Origin of the sequence: Microbispora sp. H10949, assembly GCF_014161435.1 — a bacterium.
In the GTDB taxonomy this organism is placed as follows: domain Bacteria; phylum Actinomycetota; class Actinomycetes; order Streptosporangiales; family Streptosporangiaceae; genus Microbispora; species Microbispora triticiradicis.
Genome location: NZ_JABBWZ010000005.1, coordinates 171,138 through 193,491, shown reverse-complemented (window position 1 = coordinate 193,491; position 22,354 = coordinate 171,138). Strand labels below are relative to the sequence as shown.

Annotated in this window: 20 protein-coding genes and 1 riboswitch; of the genes, 10 read left to right on the top strand and 10 right to left on the bottom strand. The window is 71.7% G+C overall.

The annotated features are described in order from the left end of the window. The first annotated feature begins 52 nt into the window (after positions 1-52). Entirely contained in the window at positions 53-2,200 is a 2,148-nt protein-coding gene (gene helR / locus HHX40_RS14345; protein WP_182880975.1) for an RNA polymerase recycling motor ATPase HelR, read from the top strand. 1 nt (position 2,201) lies between these two features. On the opposite strand, the gene HHX40_RS14340 is transcribed toward helR, so the two are convergent. Further along, positions 2,202-4,307: a HelD family protein gene (locus tag HHX40_RS14340; RefSeq protein WP_259403589.1), complete on the bottom strand. Its 2,106-nt coding sequence runs from the start codon at positions 4,305-4,307 to the stop codon at positions 2,202-2,204. Positions 4,308-4,494: 187 nt separating this feature from the next. Here HHX40_RS14340 and HHX40_RS14335 point away from each other — a divergent pair, with 187 nt between their 5' ends. Both HHX40_RS14335 and HHX40_RS36640 read left to right on the top strand, forming a co-directional pair. Then, on the top strand, positions 4,495-4,839 hold the full coding sequence (locus tag HHX40_RS14335; protein ID WP_111697771.1) for an ArsR/SmtB family transcription factor: 345 nt from the start codon (positions 4,495-4,497) through the stop codon (positions 4,837-4,839). Next, positions 4,836-5,933 (top strand): SRPBCC domain-containing protein, encoded by a 1,098-nt coding sequence (locus tag HHX40_RS36640; RefSeq protein WP_182880974.1) that lies wholly within the window; start codon positions 4,836-4,838, stop codon positions 5,931-5,933. Before HHX40_RS14335 ends, HHX40_RS36640 begins: the two co-directional genes overlap by 4 nt. Positions 5,934-6,283: 350 nt before the next feature. Here the strand turns inward: HHX40_RS36640 and HHX40_RS14325 are convergent, their stop codons facing one another. After that, entirely contained in the window at positions 6,284-6,745 is a 462-nt protein-coding gene (locus HHX40_RS14325) for a MarR family winged helix-turn-helix transcriptional regulator (protein WP_182880973.1), read from the bottom strand. Between the two features lie 137 nt (positions 6,746-6,882). Here HHX40_RS14325 and HHX40_RS14320 point away from each other — a divergent pair, with 137 nt between their 5' ends. The 3 genes from HHX40_RS14320 to HHX40_RS14310 all read left to right on the top strand — a co-directional run bounded on the left by HHX40_RS14320 (position 6,883) and on the right by HHX40_RS14310 (position 9,902). Beyond that, the gene (locus tag HHX40_RS14320) at positions 6,883-8,298 is read left to right on the top strand and encodes an FAD-binding oxidoreductase (RefSeq protein WP_182880972.1); all 1,416 of its coding nucleotides are present in this window, start codon (positions 6,883-6,885) and stop codon (positions 8,296-8,298) included. Between the two features lie 262 nt (positions 8,299-8,560). Continuing rightward, entirely contained in the window at positions 8,561-9,136 is a 576-nt protein-coding gene (locus HHX40_RS14315; protein WP_259403588.1) for a TetR/AcrR family transcriptional regulator, read from the top strand. A 19-nt stretch (positions 9,137-9,155) separates the two neighbouring features. Continuing rightward, positions 9,156-9,902: a class I SAM-dependent methyltransferase gene (locus HHX40_RS14310; protein WP_220499114.1), complete on the top strand. Its 747-nt coding sequence runs from the start codon at positions 9,156-9,158 to the stop codon at positions 9,900-9,902. Positions 9,903-10,011: 109 nt separating this feature from the next. Here HHX40_RS14310 and HHX40_RS14305 read toward each other — a convergent pair whose 3' ends face one another. The 7 genes from HHX40_RS14305 to HHX40_RS14275 all read right to left on the bottom strand — a co-directional run bounded on the left by HHX40_RS14305 (position 10,012) and on the right by HHX40_RS14275 (position 17,199). After that, a complete protein-coding gene (locus tag HHX40_RS14305; protein ID WP_182880970.1) occupies positions 10,012-10,593 on the bottom strand; it encodes a dihydrofolate reductase family protein in 582 nt (193 codons plus the stop codon). Positions 10,594-10,658: 65 nt separating this feature from the next. After that, on the bottom strand, positions 10,659-11,498 hold the full coding sequence (locus HHX40_RS37685) for a helix-turn-helix domain-containing protein (RefSeq protein ID WP_220499113.1): 840 nt from the start codon (positions 11,496-11,498) through the stop codon (positions 10,659-10,661). An 85-nt stretch (positions 11,499-11,583) separates the two neighbouring features. Continuing rightward, positions 11,584-12,000, bottom strand: coding sequence for a hypothetical protein (locus tag HHX40_RS14295; protein WP_220499112.1), 417 nt, complete (start codon positions 11,998-12,000; stop codon positions 11,584-11,586). 168 nt (positions 12,001-12,168) lie between these two features. Next, entirely contained in the window at positions 12,169-12,843 is a 675-nt protein-coding gene (locus tag HHX40_RS14290) for a CHAP domain-containing protein (protein ID WP_182880968.1), read from the bottom strand. Between the two features lie 13 nt (positions 12,844-12,856). Beyond that, positions 12,857-12,991, bottom strand: a riboswitch (cyclic di-AMP (ydaO/yuaA leader). 575 nt (positions 12,992-13,566) lie between these two features. Next, positions 13,567-14,775 carry a hypothetical protein gene (locus tag HHX40_RS14285; protein ID WP_182880967.1) on the bottom strand — a complete coding sequence of 403 codons (1,209 nt, stop codon included), beginning with the start codon at positions 14,773-14,775 and terminating at the stop codon, positions 13,567-13,569. A 541-nt stretch (positions 14,776-15,316) separates the two neighbouring features. After that, positions 15,317-16,549 carry a HAMP domain-containing sensor histidine kinase gene (locus tag HHX40_RS14280; protein ID WP_310738099.1) on the bottom strand — a complete coding sequence of 411 codons (1,233 nt, stop codon included), beginning with the start codon at positions 16,547-16,549 and terminating at the stop codon, positions 15,317-15,319. After that, complete coding sequence (locus HHX40_RS14275; protein WP_182880966.1) at positions 16,546-17,199, bottom strand: response regulator transcription factor; 654 nt, start codon at positions 17,197-17,199, stop codon at positions 16,546-16,548. The genes HHX40_RS14280 and HHX40_RS14275 overlap by 4 nt, the downstream gene beginning before the upstream one ends. A 163-nt stretch (positions 17,200-17,362) precedes the next feature. Between HHX40_RS14275 and HHX40_RS14270 the strand changes: the two genes are divergently transcribed. From HHX40_RS14270 to HHX40_RS14255, 4 genes are read left to right on the top strand one after another with little or no spacing between them, the layout of a single operon-like run. Beyond that, the gene (locus tag HHX40_RS14270) at positions 17,363-17,893 is read left to right on the top strand and encodes a hypothetical protein (protein WP_138460697.1); all 531 of its coding nucleotides are present in this window, start codon (positions 17,363-17,365) and stop codon (positions 17,891-17,893) included. Beyond that, positions 17,890-18,978 carry an efflux RND transporter periplasmic adaptor subunit gene (locus HHX40_RS14265; RefSeq protein ID WP_310738098.1) on the top strand — a complete coding sequence of 363 codons (1,089 nt, stop codon included), beginning with the start codon at positions 17,890-17,892 and terminating at the stop codon, positions 18,976-18,978. Before HHX40_RS14270 ends, HHX40_RS14265 begins: the two co-directional genes overlap by 4 nt. Beyond that, complete coding sequence (locus HHX40_RS14260; RefSeq protein ID WP_310738097.1) at positions 18,975-19,739, top strand: ABC transporter ATP-binding protein; 765 nt, start codon at positions 18,975-18,977, stop codon at positions 19,737-19,739. Before HHX40_RS14265 ends, HHX40_RS14260 begins: the two co-directional genes overlap by 4 nt. Then, positions 19,736-20,944, top strand: a complete 1,209-nt coding sequence (locus tag HHX40_RS14255) for an ABC transporter permease (RefSeq protein WP_111697781.1) — start codon at positions 19,736-19,738, stop codon at positions 20,942-20,944. Before HHX40_RS14260 ends, HHX40_RS14255 begins: the two co-directional genes overlap by 4 nt. Positions 20,945-20,969: 25 nt before the next feature. Here the strand turns inward: HHX40_RS14255 and HHX40_RS14250 are convergent, their stop codons facing one another. Further along, complete coding sequence (locus tag HHX40_RS14250; RefSeq protein ID WP_310738096.1) at positions 20,970-22,352, bottom strand: serine hydrolase domain-containing protein; 1,383 nt, start codon at positions 22,350-22,352, stop codon at positions 20,970-20,972. Positions 22,353-22,354 lie beyond the last annotated feature (2 nt).

Below are 22,354 nucleotides of genomic sequence, written 5' to 3'. Positions count from 1 at the left end.
TGCGCCCACGGGGGACGCCGGCGCACCACCGGACCGGATCGGAGCTGATGCCGTGAACCCCTTGACCACCAGCGCGTTCGACCTTCCCGACCACCTGTCCCACAAGACCGGCCCGGAGCTGATCGCCGAGGACGAGCGGCACTTCGCGGCCATCGCGGAGAGCCTGCATCAGTCGGTCGCCGAGCTGTCCGGCCGTCTCGACGCCGAGCTCAGGGCGCCCGGCGGCGAGGGCCGCGAGGCGCTGGACCGCGACCTGGAGATCCACCGGCTGACCGCCCGCCTGCGTACGCTGCGCCGCTTCGGCCTGGACCTGTGCCTCGGGCGCATGGTCGGCGCGGACGGTTCCGAGCCCGTGTACGTCGGGCGGCTCGGCCTCACCGACAGCGCGGGCCGCCGGCTGCTGCTCGACTGGCGCTCCCCGGCGGCCGAGCCGTTCTTCGGCGCCACCCACGCCAACCCGATGGGCCTGGCGAGCCGCCGCCGGTACCGCTGGTCCGGGGGCCGCGTCAGCGACTACTGGGACGAGGTGTTCACCCCGGACGGGCTGGAGGGGAACGCCGCGCTGGACGACCAGTCCGCGTTCATCGCCAGCCTGGGCGGCAGCCGGTCGTCGCGGATGCGGGACGTGCTCGGCACCATCCAGGCCGACCAGGACGCCGTGATCCGCGCGGGATCGCGCGGCGCTCTCGTCGTCGACGGCGGTCCCGGCACGGGCAAGACCGTCGTCGCCCTGCACCGCGCGGCCTACCTGCTGTACGCCGATCCCCGCCTGGGCCGGCGCCGGGGCGGCGTGCTGTTCGTCGGCCCGCACCAGCCCTACCTCGCCTACGTCTCCGACGTCCTGCCCAGCCTCGGGGAGGACGGCGTACGGACCTGCACCCTGCGGGACCTGGTCACCGAGGGAGCCTCGGCCGGGACCGAGACCGACCCCGAGGCGGCCCGCCTGAAGTCGTCCGCCCGCCTGGTGGAGGCGATCGAGCCGGCCGTCAGGTTCTACGAGAACCCGCCGGCCACGGGGATGACGGTCACGACCCCCTGGTCGGAGGTGTGGCTGAGCCCCGACGACTGGGCCGAGGCGTTCGAGGCGGCCGAACCCGGCACCCCGCACAACGACGCCCGCGACCTCATCTGGGAGGAGCTGGTCACGATCCTGGTGGACCGGCACGACGGCGACGCCCCGCCCGACCTGGTCCGCCGGTCGCTGCTGCGCGACAGGGAGCTGCTCACGGTCTTCAACCGGGCCTGGCCCCTGATCGAGGCGGCCGACCTCGTCGGAGACCTGTGGTCGGTGCCCGCCTACCTGCGGATGTGCGCGCCCTGGCTGAGCGTGGCGGAGATCCGCGTCCTGCAGCGCACGGACGCGCAGGCCTGGACGGTGTCCGACCTGCCGCTCCTCGACGCGGCGCGGCAGCGGCTCGGCGACCCGGAGGCGTCCCGCCGCAGGCGCCGGAACGATGCCGCCGTCGCCGCCCAGCGCGAGCACATGACCCGGGTCGTCGAGGACCTGATCGAGGCCGACGACTCCGAGATGCTCGTGATGTCGATGCTCCGCGGGCAGGACATGCGCGACGCCCTGGTCGACGAGGCCGGGCTGGCCACCGGCGATCCGGACCAGCTCGCCGGCCCGTTCGCGCACATCGTCGTGGACGAGGCTCAGGAACTGACCGACGCGGAGTGGCGGATGCTGCTGCGGCGCTGCCCGTCCCGGAGCTTCACCGTCGTGGGGGACCGCGCCCAGGCGAGGCACGGGTTCACCGAGTCGTGGCGGGAACGGCTGGAACGGATCGGGTTCGACCGGATCACCCTGGCCTCCCTGAGCATCAACTACCGGACGCCGGAGGAGGTCATGGCGGAGGCCGAGCCGGTCATCCGGGCCGTGCTCCCCGACGCGAACGTGCCGGTCTCGATCCGCAGCGGCGGCGTCCCCGTCGTGTACGGCCCGGTGTCGGAGCTGGGCACGGTGCTCGGCACGTGGCTCGCCGAGCACGCCGAGGGGATCGCCTGCGTCATCGGCGACCCCACGTTCGAGGAGACGCCACGCGTCCGGTCGCTGACCCCGGAGCTGTCGAAGGGGCTGGAGTTCGACCTGGTCGTGCTCGTCGACCCCGGCGCGTTCGGCGACGGCGTCGAAGGAGCGGTCGACCGCTATGTCGCGATGACCCGGGCGACCCGGCAGCTCGTCATCCTCACCAGCCCCTGATTCAGCCGTCGCCGGGTGCCCCGCGTCGGTGTACGGCGATCGTGCACAGTCTCCTGGTGGCACGGGTGAGGGCGACGTACAGGTCACGCTCCCCGCTGGGACGGGCCGCGACGATCTCCTCCGGGCCGACGACGACGATCGCGTCGAACTCCAGGCCGCGGGCCTCGGAAGCCGGCACGAGACGCGCCCACTGTGCGACACCCGCGGACGCCATCTCCTCGACCCGGTCATCCGCGCAGATCACGGCCAGCAGTTCGCCCGGGTGTGCCGCGGCCTGCGCCCGGAGTTCCTCGGCCACCGTGCCGGCGAGTGTGTGCGGACATGCGGCGAGGCCGCGGGGAGGCTCGCCGTTGCGGATCGACCGGCTCGGCGTCTGGCCGGGGGCGATCCGGGCGAGCAGGCCGTGGGTGGTCGCCAGGATCTCCTGGGTCGTGCGGTAACCGACGGTCAGGGTGTGCAGGGCGAACCGGCTGCCCAGGTGCGGGCCCAGCGCCTGGGACCAGTCGCCCGCGGCGGTCGCGGGGCCCGCCTGGGCGAAGTCGCCCACCAGCGTCATCGACCTGGCCGGGCACCGGCGCATCACCATCCGCCACTGCATCGCGGTCAGCTCCTGAGCCTCGTCGACCACGACGTGCCCGAACGTCCGCTCCGGCGGCCCGTCCACCAGGGCCGCCGCCTCATCCAGCAGCGGTGCGTCGGCATCGGTCCACGGGGCGTCGGGGGAGCGCGCCAGCCGGGAGTGTTCGTCACCGGAGAGCGACGGCAGATGCCTTTCCATCGTGGGAGCGTCCGCCAGCAGTGCCCGTACGACCGTCTCGGGTGCCAGCCGCGGCCAGAGGGCCTCCACCGCACGGTCGACGCCGGCGTCGCCCGCGAGGTCCGCGCGGACGGCATCCGCGTCGAACACCTCGGCCGAATCCGCGGCCGGCGCGTCGTCGAAGCCGAGAGCCCGCAGATCGGCCGCGGCCGCGGCGTCGAGATCCATGCCCGTGCTCTCGGCGACCTCGGCGTCGATGAGTTCGAGGGCCTCGACGGCGCCGCGCTCCAGGGCGTCCGTGACCATGTCGACCAGGTGCTCCTTGAACACCTCCCGCGCGCGGTTGTGCGCCAGGCCGCTCGCCACCGCGGCCCGCCGTGCCGCCGCGACGTCCACGCTCGTCAGGCGGACCCACTCCTGCCCCGCACGCACCGCGAACCCGCCGCCCGGTGCCTGCCGGGAGCGCACCAGGTCCGCGAGCGCCCCGGCCAGCGCCGAATCCCCCTTGAGGCGCGCGACATCGAACGGCTCCGTGGCGGCGGGCACCACCCCGGCCAGCTCCGCGCAGGTCGCCAGGAGCACGTCGTTCTCACCGAGCGAGGGCAACACCCGGGAGACGTAGTCGAGGAACCGCGCGTTCGGCCCGAGCACCAGCACCCCGCGTGCGGCGGCGCCCGGGAACGCGTACAGCACGTACGCCGCCCGGTGCAGCGCGACGACGGTCTTGCCCGTGCCGGGGCCGCCCTGCACCACCGTCACGCCCCGGTGCGGGGACCGGACGATCTCGTCCTGCTCCGCCTGCAGCGTCGCCACGGCGGCCCGCATCCGCCCCGTCCGCCGCGCCTCGAGTGCCTCCGTCAACGGACCGTCGCCGACGACGTCGCCGACCGCGGGCGCGGATCCGTCCAGCAGCTCGTCGCTCACCGCACGGACCGTACGGCCCTCGACCCGCAGATGACGGCGCCGCCGCAGGCCCATCGGGTGGACGGCCGTCGCCGCGTAGAAGGGCCGCGCCGCCTCCGCTCGCCAGTCGACGAGCAGCGGCAGCTCCCGATCGCCGGTGTGCAGGCCGAGCCGTCCGACGTGCAGGACGGTTCCGTCCGCGCCGTCGATCCGGCCGAACGCCAGCCCCTCCTCGGCCCCCTCCAGCCGGCGAAGCCGGCGCGCCAGACGCTCCGCTTCGACATCGCGCGCGTACGCCTCGCCCGCGCTGCCGGCCGACGACCTCAACACGTCCGCCAGCCGGGCACGCACATCCGCCAGCCGCTCGTCGAGCAGCCCGTACATGGCGGCCACATGGGCCTGCTCCACCTCGACCTGTCCTGCGGCATCCTCGTCGAACTGCGGCAACAGCAGCCCTCCTCTCGGCTCGGCCCTCCACTATGCGGCTCGATTCCCGCGAAAGTAAGGCTTGACTTACTTATCCGAGCCGACCGCCCACCACTGCTCGCGATTTTCACGCCGCCACCCCTTGTCCCGGCCACGGCTCCGTGCCTATTATCAACCTATCGGTTGATAAAGAGGTTGGTTGATAAAGATGTCGATTGACGAGGCGGAGGATCGCTTGGACCGGGCGTTCGCCGCACTGGGCGACCCCGTCCGGCGCGCGCTGATCGCCCGGCTGTCGCGGGGCGAGGCGACCGTGAACGAGCTCGCGGAGCCGTTCCCGATCACCAAGCAGGCCGTGTCGCGGCACATCCAGGTGCTGGAGGCGGCCGGGCTGATCACGCGGAGCCGTGACGGCCAGCGCCGTCCGTGCCGTCTGAACCCGGCGGCGCTCGAGGAGTTGACGAGCTGGATCGACACCTACCGGCTGACCCGCGAGGGGCAGTTCCGGCGCCTCGACGACGTACTCGGCGAGATTAGGGAGCAGGAACCATGATCGAGAACCCGACCACCATCACGGCCCAGCCCGGCAGCCCGTTCATCGAGGTCGTCCGCGAGTTCGACGCGCCGCCCGCGCGGCTCTTCCGCGCGTACACCGACCCCGAGCTGGTCACCCGCTGGCTCGGCCCGCGTGACATCGAGATGCGCCTCATCGAGTTCGACGCGCGCCCGGGCGGGGCGTACCGCTACGTGCACCGCGACGTCGAGGGCAACGAGCACGTCTTCCGCGGCGTCTTCCACACCGTCACCCCAGGCGAGCGGATCGTCCAGACCTTCGAGCACGAGGGCACGCCCGATGTCGTCAGCCTCGACTCGGCGACGTTCGAGGACCTCGGGGGACGCACCCGGCTGTGGACCCGGTCCGTGTTCCCGACCGTCGAGGCCCGTGACGCCATGATCGCCAGCGGGATGGAGCGCGGCATCCGCGACGCGATGGACCGCCTCGGCGAGCTGGCCCACGACCCGGCCGAGGGCCGCCCGGAGGCGAGCCGGGTCGTCGTGGACATCTCGATGTCGCTGGACGGGTACGTCAGCGCGCCGGGCGTCGACCTCGAACACGGCCTGGGGGTGGGCGGCGAACCGCTGCACGCCTGGGTGACGGACGACCGTACGCCGCGCGACGCGGAGATCCTCCACAAGTCCTTCACCGACACCGGCGCAGTCATCATGGGCCGGCGCACCTTCGACATCGTCGACGGGCCGAAGGGATGGAACGACGAGGTGGGCTACGGCCACGACCAGGACCAGATCGCCGCCCCGCCCGTCTTCGTCGTCACCCACTCGCGACCCGAGAAGGTGCGGCTGGGCGAACGGTTCCGCTTCGTCACCGACGGCCTCGACAGCGCCGTGGAGAAGGCGCGTGCCGCCGCCGGCGGCAAGGACATCGTGATCCTGGGAGGCGGCACGATCGCGGACGCGTTCCTGCGCGCCGGCCTGGTGGACGTCCTCCGGATCCACCTCGCCCCGATCATCCTCGGCGGCGGCACGTCGCTGTTCCCCGAGGGCATGCCCGAGTCCCTGCGCCTGGAGCCGCTCGAGTCCGTGTCCACCCCGGCCGCCGAGCACCTGACCTACCGTGTGGTCAAGTGAGGACAGGCGGATGACACGGCGGGTCAGCTGTGCGGTTCAGGCAGGGCAGGGGGTGTCCAGCCCCACAGGGCACCGAGCGTACGGGGCGCGAGACGTGCCCACAGCGTTGAGGGCGTGAGCCGGAGGGCGAGAACGGTCAGGGCATGGTGACCGGTCCAGCGTTGACCATCTGATGACCGGCCTGGCGGGCGGAGCGGGCGACGGCCTGGGTGCGGGGGCGGCGCCGGGCATCGTAGGCGTCCAGCGCCGCGGGCACGGAACCGCCTGCGGCGAGGACGGCGGCGTCTTCGATCGACTGGCCATGCTGGGGCGGGTTCGGGCGGTTTGGGCTGCTTGTCCCCGCCCCCTGCTTAGCCCTTTTCGAAGCGGACGACCTCTTCCAGCACCATGCGCATGCCGGCGATCCGATCCCGGCCGAGGTGCTGCGCCCACCGCCGCTCGATGTCCCCGAGGATCCGCGCGGCGGCAACCCGCGCCTTCATTCCCCGTTCGGTCAGTCGGATGATCTTGGCACGGTGGTCGTCGGGATCGATCGTCCTCTCGACGTAGCCGTGCCGTTCGAGCTCGGTAACCACCTCACCGAGTGCCTGCTTGGAGAGCCCCGAGCGTTCAGCGAGCACGGTCAGCCGCGAGCCCTCGGCATCGATGAACCGGAAAACGGCGCCGTGGCTGTAACGGATCCCCTCGAATCCCTCCGCATCGAGCCGCCGGTGCAGCTCCGCGAGCGTGACTTCCTTGGCCTGCGTGAACAAGGCGGGAAGTGGGATCTCGCTCGCACCTTGGTCGCCCTGCCTTCCGGTGCGCGTCGTCATCCCGAGTGCCCCTTCTTCCGCCGCGATTGGTCAGGCGACTTGACAATACCGTGCCGATCGATAGTACGGTCGCCTTACTATTTGCGTCCGCTCCGGCTGATCCGAGCGCCAATGGCGACAACCCAGAGGAAATGATCATGAGCAGTTCAAGGCCCCAACGCTTCCAGCCCGCCGACATAGACCCAGCCGAGGTCAAGGCCCTGGATGAGCGGGTGAGAGGTCCGGTGCTCACACCCGAAGCCGAGGGCTACGACGCCGAACGGGCCGGGTATCAGCTCGCTCGTCAGCATCGGCCCGACCTCGTGGTCGGCGCGACCGGAACCGCGGACGTGCGGGCTGCGGTGGAATTCGCGAGAAGTCACGCGCTCCCGGTGGCCGTGCAGGGCACCGGACATGCGTCAGCCGGCATCGCCGGTGAGGGCGGAGTGCTGATCAACACCACTCGGATGACGGGTGTCCGATTGAACCTCGAGGCGAACACGGCCTGGGTGGCAGCCGGAACCCGATGGGACGAAGTGATCCACGAGGCCGCGCCTGCCGGGTTGGCGCCGTTGTCAGGCTCCTATCCGGGCCTCGCCGTGGTGGCCTACACCCTGGCAGGAGGGCTCAGTCTGCTTTCCCGGCGCTACGGTTACGCCGCCGATCACGTACGCAGCATCGACGTCGTCACAGCGGACGGCCGACTACGGCATGTCACCGAGAAGTCCTACCCGGACCTGTTCTGGGGACTGCGCGGCGGCCGGGACAACTTCGGTGTGGTGACCGGCATCGAGATCGGTCTCGTGCCGATCACCACCCTCTACGGCGGATCACTGCAGTTCCCCGGTGAAGTGGCCGCCAAGGTGTTCGACACCTACCTACGCTGGACGGCCACTGTGCCCGATGAGATGAGCTCGTCGATCATGCAGATGTCCTACCCGGACATCCCTGCGTTCCCGGAGGCCTTGCGAGGCCGGCAGGTTGTCCACGTCCGCATCGCCTACGCCGCGGACGTACTCGATGCCGCCGAGAACCTGGTCAAGCCGTTGCGGGCGCTCGGCCCGATGAGTGACACCCTCGGCGTACTGCCCTACACGGAAGCCGGGTCCATCTACGCCGATCCACCCTTTCCCGGATTCATCGAGGCCGGCACCACCTTGCTCGGCGAGCTCGACACCACGGCCGTACGCACCATCCTCGATCTGGCCCCACCCCACGCGCCGCTGCCGCACATCTTCGAACTGCGTCACCTCGGCGGCCGACTTGCCCTCCCGCCGACCGTCGCCAACGCCGTGGGCCACCGAGACGCGCGCTACCTGTTCAACGTGGTCTCCCGGCTGGAACGAGCCGACATCACCGAAATCCGGCCGGCGCACAAACGCATGCTCGAAGCGCTCGCCCCGTGGAGCACCGGCGGCCGCCTTCTGAACTTCATGAACGGCGAGGACGCCGCCAAGGAGGTGCGCTCAGCTTACGAGCGCGAGGACTACCAGCGCCTTACCGAAATCAAGGCCGTCTACGATCCTGAAAACACTTTCCGGCTCAATCACAACATCCCACCTGCCAAGCCGTGAACCCCGCATAGCGCGACCGCGTTGGCGACGAGACCCTGACCCGCCCCCGCCCCAACCGAAACCGGGCGATGTCCTCCACCCGCCGCAACGCCCGCACCATCAGCCGTCTTCTCGCTTCGCGGTACGCCGGGTACCTTGCTGGTTCGCTAACCTTCCCACCAGATCCACAGGTAAGGTACGCGCGGTTGTAAGTGAAAGGCTCGCGGTGAACGACTCGGTCAAACCTCCGGGGGCGGGGCGGACACGGCGGCGCGGCGCCTCCTTGGAGGAGGCGATCCTGCGCGCCGCGGTGGACGAGATGCTCGAATCGGGGTACGCCGGGCTGACCATGGACAAGGTCGCCACCCGCGCCGGCACCAACAAGAACGCCATCTACCGCCGCTGGCCCAGCCGTCTCGCGCTCGGCATCGCCGCCTACCGGCAACTGGTCACGGCGGTGCAACCGCCCGACACCGGCGACGTGCGCGGCGACGTCCTGGAGATGCTGCGCCGGGCCAACCGCCACTGGAGCTCCCCCCTCGGCGCGATCCTGCGCGAGCTGATATCGGCCGCCGGCGGCGCGCAGGAGTTCCTCACGCAGTTGCCGGAGCAGTCCGGCGACGCCGCGGCCGCCGCCTGGCTGACGATCCTGGGGCGGGCGGTCGCGCGCGGCGAGGCGTCCCCCGAGGCGCTCCATCCCCGCGTCGCCACGGTGGCCGTCGTCCTGCTGCGCAACGAGTTCGTCGTACGCGGGGTGCCCACCGCGCCCGACGACGTCCTCGTCGAGATCGTCGACGAGGTGTACCTGCCTCTGGTGCGAGGCCGCGGCACCGCGCACCATGGCGGGGACGACGGGTGACGACCGAAGGGCGGTGCCGATGTCCGGCGCGCAGTTGTACGACACCATCGGTGCCGCCTACACGGTGACACGGCGCACCGAACCGCGCATCGCTGAGCGGATATGGGCCGCGCTCGGCGATGCCCGGACCATCCTGAACGTCGGGGCGGGGACCGGGTCCTACGAACCCCCCGACCGCCATGTGCTCGCGGTGGAACCGTCGGCGCTCATGCGTTCGCAGCGCCCTCCGGACGCGGCGCCGTGCCTGGCCGGGTCTGCCGAGAACCTGCCGTTCGCCGACCGGTCCTTCGACGCCGCGATGGCTGTCTCCTCCGTTCATCACTGGCAGGACCCGATCGCCGGCCTGCGCGAGATGCGGCGGGTCGCGCGCCGGGTGGTGGTGTTCACGCACGACACCAGTGACGCCGGATGGCTTCGCCGGTTCTGGCTCACCCGCGACTACCTGCCTGAGGTCGCGGACCTCCGCACCGGCCGGCCTTCGGTGACCGAGTTGGCCGGTGCGATCGGTGCCCGGATGGAGCCGGTGCTCATTCCGTGGGACTGCGCCGACGGCTTCTTCGAGGCGTACTGGCGCCGGCCGGAGGCGTACCTGGACGAGAACGTCCGTCGCGGGATATCGGTCTGGGCCAGGGTCGGGCCGGATGCCGAGCGGCGTGCGGTGCACAGCCTCCGTGACGACCTCGCATCCGGCCGGTGGGCCGAGCGCAACCGAGAACTCCTCGATCTCGAGGCGGCCGAGCTTGGCCTTCGCCTGCTGGTCGCTTGAACCTCCGCAGTCTCCAGCCCGTGAGAACAGCCACCACGTCGGCGGCGACGCGGCGAGTCGGGGTGTCGGTAAGACTCGTGCAGCTTCTTCGCGGACCCGCTCAGATCGGTCAACGGCGCACCCGATAGCGCAGGTGAAGCACCCGGTTGCCCTGAATCACCACGTCAGGATCCTCCAACAGGTGCTGCGCGTGGATCGACCCGAAGTAGCGCTTGCCGGACCCGAACACGACGGGTACGACGTCCATGCGCACCTCGTCGATCAGGCCTGCGGCAAGCACCTGGCCACCGACGTCGCCGGCGGCGACCTCGATCAAGCGGTCACCCGCGAGCTCCTGCGCCTTGGCCACGGCTGCCTCGACGCCGTCGACGAAGTGAAACGGCGCCTGGGGGTCCCAGCCCTCGGGCATCGGCCGGTGCGACACGACGACAACGTGGTCGATGCCGCTCGGCGGCTTGCCGTCCCAGCCGTCCGTCAGGTCGAAGACGTGGCGGCCGACGATCGTGACTCCGATTTGGTCCCAGTACGCCCGGGTGTAGTCGTAGGACGTCTGCGACACCTTCAGCTCGCCGCTCTCGTCCAATGGGACGTCACCGCTGGACAACCAGTCGAACAGCGGCCCGGGCTGGTCATTCTCGTCCGCGACGAAGCCGTCCACCGACACCGAGCTGTACATGACCACCTTGCCCACGGGGCTCTCCTCTGCTTTGGGGTGCCCCAAATTAGCGTGTCGTGAGCTGTCACTCTTGTAAGAAATCAATCGGCCGGCAGCGGCCAGCCGTCCATCACGTGGCCGGGATGTTCGCGCAGGAACCGCCGCCGGACTTCGACGTACCGGGTCGGCGTGAGCCCGGTGAACGCCCGGAACTCGTGGCCGAAGTGGGCCTGGTCGAAGTAGCCCGCGCCACCGGCGAGGTGGCCCCAGTCGATCGGTCCGGCGGGGTCGATCGCGAACACGGTGGCGGCGAAGCGGTAGGTGCGGGCCAGCCGCTTCGGCGTGACGCCGATGAGCTCCTTGAACCGCTGCGTCAGATGGGTGCTGCTGACACCCGCTGCCACGCGCAGGTCGCCGATCGCCACCGCCCCGCTGGTCGCCGCGATGACGCTGCTCGTATGGCGGACCAGTCCCAGGCCGGTGGTCTCGGACAGCCGTCGCATCAGCTCCTCCTCGAGCAGCGTCAGCATCTCGTGCGGTCCGCCCGCCGTGGCCAGCCGGTCTCGCAGCTCGGCGACGGCGGGCCGGCCCCAAACCTGCTCTACCGTCACCGGCCGGTCACACAGCTCGGCCGCGGGCATCGGCAGGAACGGCGCCAGCCCCCACGGCTTGACGTGCACGCCGACGGACCGGGTCCGGAGTGGGTAGCCGAACTCCAAGGCGCGGGTGGGCATGGTGACCACGCAGCCGTCGGCGTACTCGGCCGTCTCGATGTCGGTGCCGGCGCGGATGCGGAACGGCGCCCCGAGGTTGACGATGAGCAACGCCGCCGGCATCGGCGGCAACGTCAGCCGGGCGTACGGCGGCGCACCCTCCAGGTAGTAAAGGTCGTCGATCAGCCTGTCCAGCGGAGGTCGCGGCACTCTGGACACGTACTCCACGTCGACAGTATCGCCGACGCCCCGCCGGCATCGAGCGCCGAGACGGTCCAGCCGCGCTGCCGCCGGAACGGGTGAGCGTCCGGCGTTACGCAGTCGGCAGGTCGGTACGACTCCTCGTGTCGGCACCGACGTCGGACATGGTGAAGTAGGCGGCGCTCTCCGCGTCCGCCGTGAGTTCGGGGTCGGGAGCGGTGGCGAGCTGACGCGCGATGCGGGTACGAAGCAGCGAGCGCACCTCGGCCAGATTGACGATCTGGGGAGCGAACCCGCGCGGGTCCAATCCCAGCCGCACCATGTCGATCGGCGGCCGCAGCAGGTCGGGGGCGACATTCGCGAGGAACGGGTCGATGGCTCGGTTGGCCATCTCGATGCTCCATCCACGATCGATGACCAGCGCCGGGTACGGCTCGCGGTCTCCACCAGGCTGACGTGACGGACTGAGACGTCGGCGGCGATGTCTGGCGCCTTGCGACGGGCTGATCGCGGAGGCGTGGGAGATCATCGAGCCGGTGGCGCAGGCAGCCGCCAATCCGACGTGGTGGGAACCCGCTGGTCACTGACCCGGCCACAAGCCGAGAGCCGCGGTCGTGAACACGAGACCCCGGTCATAAGGGCTCGGGTTCGCCGCGGCTCTGAGGCTTCTTGGTCGAGTATTCCTACGGGGATCTCGTCAGGAGGCGAGTTCGGCGGGGTAGACCGGGTAGCCGTACCCGGCGACCTGCCAGGTGGGGCGGGTGCGGGCCTCGACGGCCCCGTTCCCGGTGTTGCCCTCGACGGTGCGGATCGTGCCGTTGCCGTTGTCCCTGACGACGAAGCCGACGTGCTGGATGTCGCCGATCTTCTTGCTGCCGCTCCAGCTGAAGAACACCACGGCCCCGGGCTTGGGCGTACGGCCCCAGCGGCCGTGGTCGGCGAACCAGCGGGCGTGCTCCACGGTGTAGGCGTCGGAACCCATGACCGGCTGGATGCCGAGCTGCTGGCCGACCCAGGAGACGAACATGTCGCACCAGGGGGCGTTCTCGTACTCTTCCAGCGCCCCGCCGTCCCGCGCGAGGGTCTCGCGGGCGCGCGGGCTGGTCATGTACCACTCCTGGAACTTGGTCCCGCCGCCGTCGGCGTCCTCGCTGATGCCGACCTGGCTCGCGGCCAGCTTGATGACGTCCTGGGGGCCGACCTTGGGCAGCCGGGCGGCGATCTCGGTCAGGGACGGCGCGGCTACGGCGGCCGTGCCCTTGCCGGCCGCCGGGTTGTCCGCCGCCTGCGCGGCGGGCGGGGCGATCGCCACGGCCGAGGCGAGGACTCCGCCGGCGAGGGCCGTGCGCAGACAGGTCGTGAGGGCGTGCATGATGGGCGGACTCCCTTTGCTTCCATGCTGCCGACCGGGTTAGCTGACGGGTTCGGGCTGGAAGTCGCCCTACGGCAGGTATGCCGATTCACCCCAGGAAGAGGTTGGGTCCCCGGCTCCGCTCGCGCGGATTAGGCAGCCGAACGGCAGGCCGAGATCGGCCGGCCGCGTCGGTGTGAGGTGGGCTTTCTTGACCACTGAGATGAGCAAGTGGGCCCCGAGTTGCCCAAAACGTAATAGACACGTCCAAACCAGTCAAGTCATGACAAGTCGGGTTTTACCTGGTGAGATGCCGGGCGGGCGGGGGCAAAGAACGGGTCCGCCCGCCCCGCCGGGGTTGCCGCGTTCCCCTTCTTCTCCTCTGCTCACACCTCTGTTCGCTCACAGCGAACGCGCCTCGCTGACCTGGGGGGAGGCCGAACCACGTGCTGGTGGCATGGCTGAGCGCCTGGGGTGAAGTACACGCGGCCCCGTGACCTTCGAGGTGCGCGTTGGCATCGATCGACCGCACCAGTCGGGAGTCGCCCGGCTACACCACGCCGGACCGGATGGCGGCCAAGATCCGCACAACCACCTGCCGTTGTGCGAGCAGTACTACAAGTCGCGCCGGGCAGCGCTGTTCACGCCGGTGTACGCCGCCGCCCGCGCGCGGGGACGAGGCGGCGCGGCGCCGCCGGCTCGGAGATGACCATCGTCTTCATGGCGTCACCCCGGGCGGTGCGGTCAATCGCAGGACGGGTACGGCCATGGGCCGTTCAGGTAGTTGAACATGGCGTTCCAGCTGTAGTACCAGTCCTCCGTGTCGGACTGGCACGCGATGAAGTTGTAACCGAAACTGCCCGAGCCGTCGTCGGGGTAATTGGTGAAGAGCGTGCTGTGGAAGACCAGAAACCATTTCGCCCTGTTGCCGTTGTGTGCCCAGCACAGGGCTTTCAGGGTCTGGTCGCCCATGATGCCGGCCTCCTCCAGGTGTTGGAGAGCCGGCCATATTTCAGTCAGATCCCTGGGACGGTCCCAGCCGGCGATGGGCAGAAAATCTCCGCTGTTCGGTTCGAGGACGGCGACCCGGTTTCCCGCGGTGAGCCAGTAGTAGCCGTTGCCGTCGGTCGTGGCGCAGGAGATTCCGTTGGCCCAGTGGTCTTTCTCTTCTTGACCGAAGTCTCCGCGGTCGATCCGGCCGAGCCCGGCCCACGTCTCCGTCAGTCTCGACGGCGACCAGGTGAGAGAGTCTCCGTAGCCGTTCGTTCTCGCGCAGTACGGGCCGTTGAACAGCCACCACATTCCGGTGCGGGGGACGAAGGTGCACGTGTCCAGCCCGCTGTCGAACTCCGCATGGCCCTGGAGGCAGGGCCATCCGTAGGTACTCCGGAAATCCCGGGGGTTGACGTGCATGGAGTTCCCGTCGTACTCGGTGGAGAAGTAGATCGACGACACCGAGGACTCGTCCGGATTCGAATTGGTGGCGGTGAAGGCCCAACGCTTGTTGTAGAGGCTGATGGAGTTGACAGTCCACCACCGCAGGCCGTTCACGGTGGCCGGGGGGTCCCATCCTCCCGGGGGGACGTAGCCCTCGTCCGGCTCCGGCATCACGGTAGGATCGGGGATATATCCCACCAGTTTGACCCTTCCGTCTGATACGCCGTTCGACACCACCTTGATCGACTCCGCCTCGGCGTCGATATAGATACTTATCGCCTCGAAGAGCGGCGCGAGTTCTTCGATCGCCTCCATGGACGCGTTCAGAAGCTGATCGAAGAGCTTCTCCATGCCGTCGATCCAGATGACCGCCTGTTTGCTCAAGTGAATGGTGTAGCGAAGGCCGTCCAATTCGGTGTAGACGTCTCCGCTGATGTCGGCATTCCCGGTGTCGGCCCTGCGAGGACGCGGGCGGTGCACGAGCGTTCCATCGACAGGTTGATCGGGAAGCGGCATGGCGTCTCCTCCAGGACCGTCACGGACGTGCGCTCGGCAGCGCGCGAGATACGACAAATCACACGGCTGTCATTACATCGAGTTTATGAGCGGTGATGCGCCTGTACAAGGGTTCTGCGACAGGCGGCCGAGTCTCCGCAAAATCCCACCGGGCGTCTCACTCCATGACCTCGACGTTTCCGCTGCTCAGAGATATGCGCTGGATTTTCGGCGGATACCGCACCGACCCGAGGCCCGAAATTACGTCTTCCGGCATCTCATTACCGGCCTGATATGCACGCCCGCAACCGGGCATCGTCACAGACCGGGCCAATCCCGCGATCCTCATGCGTCCCAATGGTTCTCGCCGAAAAAACAACGCTGAGCGGCGACGGCCCAGCTCATAGGGGAAATCACGTCGCGCTGGATTCCTTCTCATGTTCCCGCGGCATTCGCGTGACGGTCACGGGTGAGGGGTGCTGTACCGCCTACGACACCGGTTCGCGCCTGCGACGTACCGGCCGCCGGCGTGCGACACGTCTCGCTCGCACTCCGGTCGCCCCTACCTGGGCAGACGTACGGTGACCACCAAGCCGCCCTCCGGGCGGGCGCGGGCGTCGGCCGTGCCGCCGTGCGCGACCGCGATGGCGCGGACGATGGACAGCCCGAGCCCGGCGCCGCGGGCGGACCGGATCCGGTCGCCGCCGTGCCGCCGGAACGGCTCGAACAGGTCACCGACCTCGTACGGCGGCACCGGCGGCCCGGTGTTCTCCACGGTCAGGCACGCCCCGGCGTCGTCCTCACGCAGGCGGACCCAGACCTCCCCGTCCCGCACGTTGTACTTGACGGCGTTCTCCAGCAGGTTGACCAGGCAGCGTTCCAGGAAGAGCGGATCGCCGTGCGCGACGGCCGGGCACAGGTCCTCGTGGACGGTTACCTTCCCGCGGCGCGGCTGCGGGCCGATCTGCTCCATCGCCGTACGGACGACCTCCCGCAGGTCCACCGGTCTGCGGGTGGTGATCTCCTGTTCCGACTGCGCCAGCATGAGCAGCCCGTCGATCAGCCGCTCGTACCGGGCGGTGGCGCCCAGCAGGGCCCGCGCCAGCGCCTTGAGGTCCTCCGACGCCGCGGGCTCCTCCAGCGAGACCTCCAGCACCGTGCGGTTGACCGCCAGCGGGGTGCGCAGCTCGTGGGAGGCGTTGGCGATGAAGCGGCGCTGGGCGTCGAAGACGCGGTGCAGCCGGTCGAGCATCGCGTCGAAGGTGTCGGCCAGCCGCTTGACCTCGTCCTGGGGGCCGCGCAGGGCGATCCGCTCGTGCAGCGTGCTCTCCGACAGCCGCTGCGCGGTCTCGGTCACCCGGTCGAGCGGGCGCAGCGCGCGGTCGGCCACCAGGTAGCCCAGCACCACCGCGACCACCCCGACGAGGATCATCACGATCAGCGACGATCGGAGCACCTCGTCCAGCACGTCGGCCGCGCCCTGCTCGACGTCGGTGCGGATGCGCCGCGCGACCACGTCCGTGCCGAGCACGCCGCCGGGCAGGGTGTCACCTGGCAGCGTGTCACTGGGCAGGGTGGAGCCGGGCAGGGCGGAGCCGGACACCGCGGGGGTGGGGCGCGCGCCGCCGGTCACCTTGTCCACCGCCACGACGAACCGCTGGTTGAGCGCCCGGGCGGTCAGCAGGTGGGTGAACCACAGCAGCACCGAGCCCGCGACGAAGAACAGCCCGCCGTACAGCAGGGTGAGCCGTGTCCGCAGCCCCAGCCTGCGCCACACCAGCAGACGCCGGGTCACAGGCGGTACCCCCGGCCCGGGACGTTCTCGATCACCGGGGGGTCGCCCAGCTTCCTGCGCAGCGAGGTGAGGGTGACGCGCAGCACGCCCGTCCCGGCGCCGGCGTGCTCGTCCCACACGCTCGCGCGCAGCCGCGCCGAGCTGACCAGTCCGCCGCCGGCGCGCATCAGCTCGCGCAGCACGTCGAACTCGCGGCGGCCCAGCGCCACCTGCCGTCCGTCCCGGGTCACCGTACGGCGGGCCGGGTCGAGCCGGATCCCGGCCCGCTCCAGCACCGGCGGCGCGGCCCGGGGCGAGCGCCTGGCCAGTGCCCGGACCCGCGCCACCAGCTCGGCGAACGCGAACGGCTTGACCAGGTAGTCGTCGGCGCCCAGGGCCAGACCGCCGACCCGGTCCCGCACGCGCCCCGCCGCGGTCAGCATGAGGATCCGGCTCGCGCCGCTCGCGGCGACCAATTCCCGGCACACCTCGTCCCCGTGCACGTCGGGCAGGTCGCGGTCGAGCACCACCACGTCGTAGTCCACGTAGGCGGTCAGCTCCAGCGCCTCCCGGCCGTCGTAGGCCACGTCCACCGCGATCGCGTGCAGCCGCAGCCCCCGGGCGACGGCGTCGGCCAGTTGTTCCTCGTCCTCGACCACCAGCACCCGCATCCTCGCCTCCCGCTCGGCACCGACAGTGACGCACGCGGTGTTAGGCGCGGATAAGCGAAGCCTCCCGGACGCCCAGCGGGCTCCTCCTTATCCGTGTTTAGCACCGGCTGCGCTGGAGTTGGGCCCCGTCCCGGGCGAAGGCCCCGGGGGAGGAGGAACGACCATGCGCTCACGACCCGTACGGGCGGGGCTGTGCCTGGCCCTGGCGACGACTCTGGTGACGGCGGCCGGCTGCGGCGACGCCCCGGACGGCGACGGAATCGCCGCCGCCGGCGGCGGCGCCGCGACCGGGACCACGGCCGCGCCGTCCGCCTCGGCGAGCACAGACCTGCGCGAGGCCCAGCTGAAGTTCGCCCAGTGCATGCGCGAGCACGGCGTCGACATGCCCGATCCCGACGCCCAGGGCCGCGTCCAGATCCGCGCCCGGAAGGGGGAGGAGGCGACGACCCGCGAGGCCATGCGAGCCTGCGAGCACTTCATGAAGAACGCCGTCGGCGACCGGGCGGGCGCCGACGACCCCCGGGAACGCGACCGGATGCTCAAGTTCGCCCAGTGCATGCGCGAACACGGCATCGACATGGCCGACCCCAAGCCCGGCGAGGGACTCCTCGTCAAGGTCAAGCCGGGCCAGGAGAAGACGATGGAGGCGGCGCAGAAGGCGTGCGAGGAGTTCGCGCCGGGGGAGCGGCCGTGACGCGCCGTGCCCTGGTGCTCGCCGGGGCGGGCGTCCTGGCGCTGGCCGCAGCGGGGACGGCCGTCGCCATGGCGGGCGGCGGCCCGTCCGGAGGGCCGGGTGGAGGAGCCGGCGCGGCCGGGCCCTCCACGCCGGCCGTCCCCGCCACCACCCCGATCACCCGGCAGGACCTGGTGGACACCAAGACCGTGGAGGGATCGCTCACCTACTCCGGGGAGCGGCGGATCGTCACCGACGCCCGGGGCGTCGTGACCTGGGTGCCCGCCGAGGGAGCGGTCGTCCGCCGGGGGCGCCCGCTGCTGCGGGTCGCCCGCCGCCCGGTCGTGCTGATGTACGGCACGCTGCCGCTCTACCGTACGCTCCGGCAGGGCGTCGCCGACGGGCCGGACGTCGAGCAGCTCGAACGCAACCTCAAGGTCCTCGGCTACGGCGGCGACCTGACGGTGGACGACCACTTCAGCTACGCCACCTACCTCGCCGTCAGGCAGTGGCAGGACGACGCCGGGCTGCCGCGGACCGGGCAGGTGGACGCCACCCAGGTGGTGTTCCTGCCCGCCGCCGCCCGGGTGACCGACGCCAGGGCCGAGGTCGGCGCCAGGACCGCCCCGGGACAACCGGCCCTGGTCGTGTCGGGCCTGCGCCGCCTCGTCCACGTCGACCTGTCCACGAGCGACCAGGCGCTAGTGCGGAAGGGCGCCAAAGTCACCGTGGAGCTGCCCGGCGGTGAACACGTCAGGGGCAGGGTGACCTCGGTCGGCACGGTCGCCAAGGCGGCCTCGCAGGGTGAGGGACAGGACGAGGACAGCACCGTCGACGTGGACATCACGCTGGCCAAGACCCCCAGAACCCGGCTCGACAGGGCGCCCGTGCAGGTGGAGCTGGTCAGCGAACGCCGCCGCGACGTGCTGGCCGTGCCGGTGGAGGCGCTGCTCGCGCTGCGCGAGGGCGGCTTCGGTGTGGAGGTGGCCGAGGGCGCCGCGACCCGGATCGTGCCGGTGGAGACCGGCGCCTTCGGCGGCGGTATGGTCGAGATCACCGGCGCCGGGCTCGCCGAGGGCATGAAGGTCGGGGTGCCCGCCCCGTGAACCGGCCACCGAACGAGCCCACCCGCACCGGCGGGCCGTACGTCGTGGAACTGCGCGAGGTGACCCGGACCTACGGCGGCGTGCGGGCGCTGCGCGGAGTGGACCTGCTCGTCGAGCGGGGCGAGCTGGTGGCCGTCGCCGGGCCGTCCGGGTCGGGGAAGTCGACCATGCTCCACCTGATCGGCACGCTCGACCGGCCCACCACCGGCACCGTGCGGATCGCCGGGCACGACGTGCCGGGGCTGTCGGACCGTGAGCTGTCCGCGCTGCGCGCCCGCCACCTGGGGTTCGTCTTCCAGCAGTTCCACCTCGCGCCCGGGGTCGCCGCGCTGGACAACGTCGCCGACGGGCTCCTCTACATGGGCGTCCCGCCGCGGGCCCGGCGCGAGAAGGCCGCCGCGGCGCTGGAACGCGTGGGCCTCGGCCACCGCCTCGGCCACCGTCCCCACCAGCTGTCGGGCGGCGAGCAGCAACGCGTGGCGGTGGCCCGCGCGGTGGCGGGCGATCCGCCGCTGCTGCTCGCCGACGAACCGACGGGCAACCTCGACTCGGCGGCCGGGACCGAGGTGCTGGCCGTCCTGCGGGACCTGCACGCCTCCGGCACCACGATCCTGGTCATCACCCACGACGCGGAGATCGCGGCGTGGTGCCCGCGCCAGGTGCGCGTCCGCGACGGGCGGATCGCCGGCGACGACGGCCCGGGAACGGGCCGCCGCCCGCCCGGGCCCGTCCCCGCGACCGCGAAGGGAGCAGCACGATGACCGGCGAGACGACCGGCGGGCGGCTCGTCCCCGCCCGGCTCGGGCCCTCCGACGTCCTGCGGACCGGTATGGCCGGGCTGCGCACCCGCCCCGCCCGGGTGATCCTGTCCGCGCTCGGCATCGCCATCGGCATCGCGACCATGATCGCCGTGCTGGGCGTGTCGGCCTCCTCCCGGGAGGAGCTGCTGCGCCGCCTCGACCGGCTCGGCACCAACCTGCTGACCGTCTCGCCGGGCCGCACGCTGTTCGGCGAGCAGGCGAAGCTGCCGGAGGAGGCGCTGCGCATGGTCCGGCGCATCGGACCGGTCCGCACGGCGTCGGCGACCGGGGTGGTCGACACGACGATCCGGCGCACCAACCACATCCCCGAGGCGGTGACCGGCGGCATCGCCGTCCAGGCCGCCACGTCCGGCCTGCTCGCCACCCTGGAGGGCCGGGTGACCGCGGGCACCTGGCTGAACGCCGCCACCGAGACGCGGCCCGCCGTCGTGCTGGGCGCCAGGGCCGCCGAACGCCTCGGCGTCACCCGGACCGGCGTACGGGTCTGGATGGGCGAGCGGTGGTTCACCGTCGTCGGCATCCTCGGCCCGATGCCGCTCGCCCCCGAGATCGAACGCTCGGCGCTGGTCGGCTTCCCCGCCGCCGCCGACTACCTGGGCTTCGACGGCCACCCGACGACGATCTACGAACGGTCGGCCGAGGAGTCGGTGGAGGCCGTACGGGCCGTGCTGCCGCGCACGGTCAACCCGGAGAACCCGGAGGAGGTGACGGTGAGCAGGCCCTCGGACGCGCTCGCCGCCCGGGCGGCCGCCGCGAGCGCCTTCACCGGCCTGCTGCTGGGCCTCGGCGCGGTGGCCCTGCTCGTCGGCGGGGTCGGCGTCGCCAACACCATGGTGATCTCGGTGCTGGAGCGGCGCAGGGAGATCGGCCTGCGCCGCTCGCTCGGCGCCACCCGCGGGCAGGTGCGCCTGCAGTTCCTCACCGAGTCGCTGCTGCTGTCGGCCCTCGGCGGGCTGGCGGGGACGGTGCTCGGCGGCCTCGCGACCATCGCCTACGCGCTGGCCCGGGGCTGGCCGCCGGTGGTGCCGCCCTGGGCGTTCGCAGGGGCCGCCGGCGCCGCGCTGGTCATCGGCACGATCGCCGGTCTCTACCCGGCGATGCGCGCCGCCCGGCTGCCGCCGACGGCCGCGCTGTCGGCCACCTGATGACCGGCCACCTGGCCGGGTGGGGTCACCGCCAGCCGTCGGGGTCGACCCCGCCCGGCACCGGGGCCGCCGGGTCGTACGGCTCACGGGTGAAGACGAAGGTGTTGAGGTCGAGATGCGTGACGCCGCCGGGGGAGCGGACCACCCGCAGGGTCTCCCCGGCGTAGTAGCCGTCGAGCCCGACCCAGGTGCCGTCGGCGTTGGGCGCGAACCGGGACGCCCGGCCCCGCCCGTTGACCGGGCCGAGCGACAGGCCCCGCCGCGGCAGGACCCGCAGCACGTACGGCGCGGGCCCCCAGTACCACGGCCCGGTCAGCTCCAGCAGGTCCTCGTCCACCGGCGACGGCCGCCACTCGGCGGGCAGCGGCGGCTCGTGCTCGGCCAGGATGTCCAGCAGCGCGGTGTCGAGGGGGCGCACCCCGGAGGTGGTGTTGGCCATCCACAGCACCGCCACTCCGTCGGCGGGATCGGCCCACACCGTGGCCAGGAAGCCGGGCATCGACCCGGTGTGCCCGGCCAGCCGCCGCGGCCCGCCGGGCCCGGTGTGCCGGGCGAGCTGCAGGCCCAGGCCGTAGCCGCGGGCCCAGGCGTCGCCGTCCTCCACCGTGGCCGGCTCGCGCATCTCCGCCAGCGTGGCCGGGCGCAGCACCTCGCCGGTGTCACCGGCGACGAACGCCGCCCAGCGGGCCAGGTCGGCGGGGGTGGACCACATCTGCCCGGCGGGGGCCATGGCGCCGTGGTCGTTCTCCGGCTCGGGCAGCAGCACGTCGGCCCACGGATGCACGGCGTACCCGGTCGCGTGCGGCGGCCTCGGCCGGGGGGTGGTGTCGCGCATGCCGAGCGGCAGCAGGATCTCCTCACGCACCACCTGCTCCCACGGCGCCGACCGCTTGCGCGCGACCAGCTCGCCGAGCAGGGCGTACCCGAGGTTGGAGTAGTGGTAGCGGCGGCCGGGCCGGTGCCGCGCGGTCTCCGGGCCGAGCGCGGCGAGCAGGTCGGCCGCCGGCGTCCCCGGCGTGCGCTCCCACCACTGGCCGGGCGACTCGGCCGTCAGCCCTCCGGTGTGCGACAGCAGTTGCGCGACCGTCACGTCACCCAGCGGGGTGCCCGGCACATGCTTGCCGAGGGGGTCCAGCAGGTCGAGCCGGCCCTCGTCGCGCAGCCGCATGACGGCGGTCGCGACGAAGGTCTTGGTGATGGAGCCGATGCGATACTGGGTGTCCGGAGTGGGCGGCTCGTCGCCGACCCGGCCGCGCGCCCCGAACCAGGCGACCACGCCGCCCCGCACGATCGCCGCCACCAGCGACGGCACCCGTGACTCCGCCTGCTCGGCCGCCAGCTTCGCCAGCAGCGCCCGGGCCGTCCCCTCCGAAACCATGCCCCACCCCTCCCGCTCCGTGATCGGCACCA